Raw genomic sequence first — 4,740 nt, forward strand, 5'->3', positions numbered from 1 at the left:
GGTTGCCTGTTGTACGGGATATTTACCATCACTCAACCGAGTTGGAGTAAAGGATGTACTCCCACCCCGATTCAGCGACACTTGGCTTGAGTTAGGAGAACCACACCCTACTGTGGTCCAACATAAGGTTAGAGATAGAACAAAAATCGCAACTGTACGTAACATATAGTTAAAAAAGTTTTCTTAAATCACTATTGTTCTGTTAAATCACTATTGTCTAATCGCGCTTGTCTAATCGCGCTTTGCTATGGGCTAGTTAATTTTTAATAAGACAATTTGGGGAAGATTTTTCGTTCGTCTTGCCCATCACCCCATCACCCCATCACCCCATCACCTGATAGTGATAACTATAACACTATCTATATTTATTTAATTTACTAATGATTACAGGGGAACCAGTTCCGGGAAATTAAGTAAAATTTGCTCATCAGTAAGTTCATCACCCAACTGTGCTGGAGAGAAGTGAACCTGGATAGCTTGCAAACTTTCCTGATAGTGGAGATTAATCAATGCCTTTAGACCTGCTTCGAGGTACTCAACACTAGCTAGGTTAGTTTCTAGTTCAGGAACTTCCCCTTCGTAAGCTACTGTGATCATAACAATTACGTTTTGGGTCACAGGTATGGATAAAGGTTCGTTGTCAGCTAAGGGTGTAGTGAAATCTGGTTCAGACAGATAGCGCCCAGCTGAGTCAGTAAACAGTTCATTAACGTAGTCCCCAGCTTCTCCTTCTTTCCAGAAGACATCCCCTTCATTGGCTGCCGATTGCCAGTAGATCTGCAGCTGTAGCAGGTTTTGACAAATTGCTACCAGTTCTTCCCCTAATACGTTCAAATCCCCGTCTGATTCAACGGCCTCCCGTGCCGCACGATTGAGTACCCCCAACAAGGGTGTTACTTCTGAACCAGCTAAGTGTACAAACAAACGAAAAACTACAAATCTAGTTTTGCCACCAAATTTATTTAAGCGATCGCGCCAAGAGCTCATCCTTCTGTCGGCTAACTTACGCCGTTAATTAATCTCAATTATCCTATCTATCCTACTCTAGCCCATTGTTGACTGCCCCTAGCGGATCACCGAACACCCGCCTTAGTCAGGCAGAGCAAGGGGGGTTAGGCAGCGGATTTCCAAGTAAATTGCGTAAGTCCTAAAAAAAAATAAAACAGGAGCGTTCGCGAAGCGGAGGCCGAAGGCCACATCGCGTCTGCACCAGTCAACCGCAACTGACTGAGCTATCACTCCTGATTACACCCCGTTTTTTTAACAAAACTCGCTATCCATCCCCACCGTCTTTCACGGTGGGGATGGATAGCGAGACGACAACTAGAGCGTCGTGCTAAAATAAAATTGGTCGATGACCCTCCTGACTGACTAAAAGGCTACCTTCAAGGTGTAAAAGTACTAGCTCTAGCTCAGGGTCAGAAGTTACCGCAAGAATAAGGCAGCCTTTATGGTTGGTCGGCTATGCGTAAAAGGGTTAAAACTTTATGATTAAGGCTGCCTTATTCTAAGGTTTCGTCTCCGGGAAGAGACTTGCCCTAGCTGGTCAGCTATCGCTGTAATTCCAAGGTAAGTCTGTCGCCAAAATATACGTCCTTAGAAGGCGGATGTCTGCCTGTGGACGCTGAGTAAGACCAATTCTAGCGCGGCTTTTTGAGGCATCGGGGACGCGCGCGGGAAACCCTATTGACGAATAAGACCGTCCCTGAATTGACCTGAGAGCGGGAAGCCCCAACCTCAGCGAACGCGGCCCGCGTGACCAAAGGTCAAGCAGGTTGGGGTACTTCACTCTGTAGCGGTTTATACCACTTATCTAACAAAACTACAAGAGGTTTGACCCATCTGTATCTAACTCGGTTGACTTGAAAGGGTTAGTAAACAGCTAGAGAAAATGTTGCAGAGTCTACCAAAAACTCTTATTATTTGTTAGACTTAAATTAGGGTAACACCGACAGGGATTATTATGTAACTTAAATTAAAGCCGAAAACCAAGGGTTTAATAACTGTCATACAATTAATTTTACAAGTAGTAGTAGATTTAACACCCTTTTTAAAAATGCTATTGACTAATTGCAAACTAGCCAGCAGCGTCTTCTAGCTGAGATAGATAGCTGAGATAGATAGCTGAGATAGATAGCTGAGATAGATAGCTGAGATAGATAGCTGAGATAGATAGCTGAGATAGATAGCTGAGATAGATAGCTGAGATAGTCTTCCTTATGAAATTGGGACTCAACCGGTGACTAACTAAACAACTAACTAAACCATAAATATTGACTAATCAGTACGTCAATTATGGAATTGAACGTTTTTTTTGTAATGGGTGATGAGTAATGACTCGGGAGTAATTAAAATTAGCAATTAGCAATTAGCAATTACCGATTACCGAAGCTTTATACTTTTACAGTACCGATGGTAATAGAGATGATATTAATCCTGTTCATCCATAGAGGAATTTACTAGCAGTTGAATTATTCCTTTGCCTTTTGAGAAGATTGTAGATTTATTAATTTCAATACCTAGCCCCAAGCCAATCAAGGTTAACCCACTCACTAAGAGACTAGAAGGAGGCGACTTGGTCGCAAAAGAAATATTTTCCTCACCATTTACCCGTTCATAGGAGGCTTCCAGTGACTGGAATCCCAAAATCATCGCCACAATCAGAGCAAAAATATACCCTCCCCTTACTATCGCCTGTTTGTCATTATGATTTCGAGTTGGATAATTCACCAAACTACTCGTGCTTGCTTCACAGTTCTGATTGCCAGAAGGCACCGAATTAATTGATTGGTTGTGCATAGTTATTTGTTGGCAAACAGTTTTAGGGAAATAAATCGCTGTTGGCTACCTAGCTCAAGTAGACCTAAAGATTCAGCGATGAGTTATTGAATGAGTGTACTTAATTGACCGGTCAAGTAAGTCAGGTAACACGTTATCGTTGGCGTAGCGTGACCATTCGCGTAGCGTGGCCATTAGGCCAAGGTCAATCCTTAAGCGGCAAGCCGCTTACCTAGGTAACAGGATCAAAGATTTTGAGTCTTGGTGGTGAGTGATGGCTGATAGAAAATGGAAACTAACTTGCTAACGGTTCTGATATTAGTTCCCAAGCATTGACATCGCTGACACCAATGCGCACTGGTACGTTCAGATAATCCTCTACCAGGTAATAATCTGTCTCATAGCGGCCTAATGTGCCATCGGGACGCCTCAGGGTGTACTGGAATTTGGGAATGTAACGCTCCCGAGTCAATCGATCAATTAGTTCGTTATAGTCATCGCGACTATCACGCCACAAGTAGCGATAATTAAAGCCAGTCCACTGATGGGGTTGGAGAATACCCCGCTCCGGTGCAAGTAGGTCATTGGTATGTAAGCAAACATCATTCCACATTGACGTAATTACTACAATTAGACCTTCTTCACGCTTTTCTTTGATAAAATCATTAACACGAAGGTAGTTGGCTCCTAGCAAATAGGTTCCGCTTTGGGGTATTGGTCCGGTCATAGTTGTCTGGCTCCTGAGTATGGAGGTGGGAATTTGGTAAGGTCGCTCGCATCCGGGCCAAGATACAATAGCCCGTTGAAGCCTGAGTTTTTGAGCAGATACAGCCAGCTCACTAGCATGTCGCCTTAGAGCATAAGCCGCTAAGCGTGATGGAGCTTCAATATTGAAACTCTCGGTGGTAACTGATAGATGGCACCCTGAGAAAAAGAAATTGTCCATTGTTGAAGACTGAAACCTAAAATGACACGCTGAGTAGTGAGTGTTGCTCTTAAGCAAGTTAAACCGGACCAACGGAGACTATGGCTAACTACTATGGCTAACTACTATGGCTAACTACTATGGCTAACTATGGTTGTTGATCTATCGTTGTTGATTTATGGTTGTTGATCTAAGTAACCGACGGCTTCCATAGTACAGTAACTGGCAGGATTGATTTTAGCCAAAAATCGATTCAAAAACCGATAATTTCTCTAACAAATCCCCTCTGATAGCAATCACCATTGGCAGCTGTTAGTCCGATCACGGTTATTGAATCCTTGGCGACTCGCTGTTGCTCGACAATTTTGGAACACCGTAAAAACAGCGATCGCGAATCTCGACTAACTCATCGGTTGTCCAAGGTTCACCATTGTTCTTGCATAGCACTACACCCAAACCAATCAGATCATCATCTGTGGGTCGGTTTCCTTCCATGATGGCTTGCAGGTTTTCAACGCTAACTTCACTTAATCGTGATAGTTCTTCCAAGTTCCAGCCATGAATCAGATCAGCAATGGTAGACGTTTGTGCTGGAACTGCTGATAGTTGGCTGCTGTCTAGGTAGTTAAAAAATTTAGTCAGCGCATCTTCTAGTCCTTCACTGTAGTCAAGTTCGTGTTCGACACAGTAGTTGCGGAAGCGCTTTAGTAGATGTTTGGGAATATGTCCTCGCAGTAATGCATACCGGGGATCTGTCTTTTTGTGAACCAATGTCCTTGTCCTCTAGCTCCAGAGAGAGCAACATCTGATTGTCCTCTTATAAGTTTGGCACATTTTGTCACGATATACTTCTATTGGTATATCGTGATATCATGACAAATGGTGAATACACTAGTTAATACACTTAGGTAGTTACTACACTTAGGGGGTTTACTTAAGTGTTTTACTATAGTGTTTTGTGTGTTCTTTCCTTTTGTCGCGATATATTTATATGATTACATCACTATGTCGCGACGTCAATACCCAAAAAAATATTT

4 protein-coding genes are annotated in these 4,740 nt (G+C 42.8%); all 4 read right to left on the bottom strand.

Translation table 11 applies throughout. The annotated features are described in order from the left end of the window. Positions 1-384: 384 nt before the first annotated feature. Positions 385-987, bottom strand: a complete 603-nt coding sequence (locus tag F6J94_RS30515; protein WP_293047144.1) for a DUF1517 domain-containing protein — start codon at positions 985-987, stop codon at positions 385-387. Positions 988-2,430: 1,443 nt separating this feature from the next. Continuing rightward, a complete protein-coding gene (locus tag F6J94_RS30520) occupies positions 2,431-2,799 on the bottom strand; it encodes a hypothetical protein (RefSeq protein ID WP_293047147.1) in 369 nt (122 codons plus the stop codon). 274 nt (positions 2,800-3,073) lie between these two features. Then, positions 3,074-3,724: a hypothetical protein gene (locus tag F6J94_RS30525; protein ID WP_293047149.1), complete on the bottom strand. Its 651-nt coding sequence runs from the start codon at positions 3,722-3,724 to the stop codon at positions 3,074-3,076. A 306-nt stretch (positions 3,725-4,030) separates the two neighbouring features. After that, positions 4,031-4,474 (bottom strand): hypothetical protein, encoded by a 444-nt coding sequence (locus F6J94_RS30530; RefSeq protein WP_293047151.1) that lies wholly within the window; start codon positions 4,472-4,474, stop codon positions 4,031-4,033. Positions 4,475-4,740: the final 266 nt, after the last annotated feature.

Origin of the sequence: Moorena sp. SIO1F2 (assembly GCF_010672755.1) — a bacterium.
Taxonomy (GTDB): domain Bacteria; phylum Cyanobacteriota; class Cyanobacteriia; order Cyanobacteriales; family Coleofasciculaceae; genus Moorena.

Bases quoted from the DNA above. Each gene is read 5' to 3' on its own strand.
- F6J94_RS30515 (WP_293047144.1), bottom strand. From the start codon at position 987: ATGAGCTCTTGGCGCGATCGCTTAAATAAATTTGGTGGCAAAACTAGA.
- F6J94_RS30520 (WP_293047147.1), bottom strand. From the start codon at position 2,799: ATGCACAACCAATCAATTAATTCGGTGCCTTCTGGCAATCAGAACTGT.
- F6J94_RS30525 (WP_293047149.1), bottom strand. From the start codon at position 3,724: ATGGACAATTTCTTTTTCTCAGGGTGCCATCTATCAGTTACCACCGAG.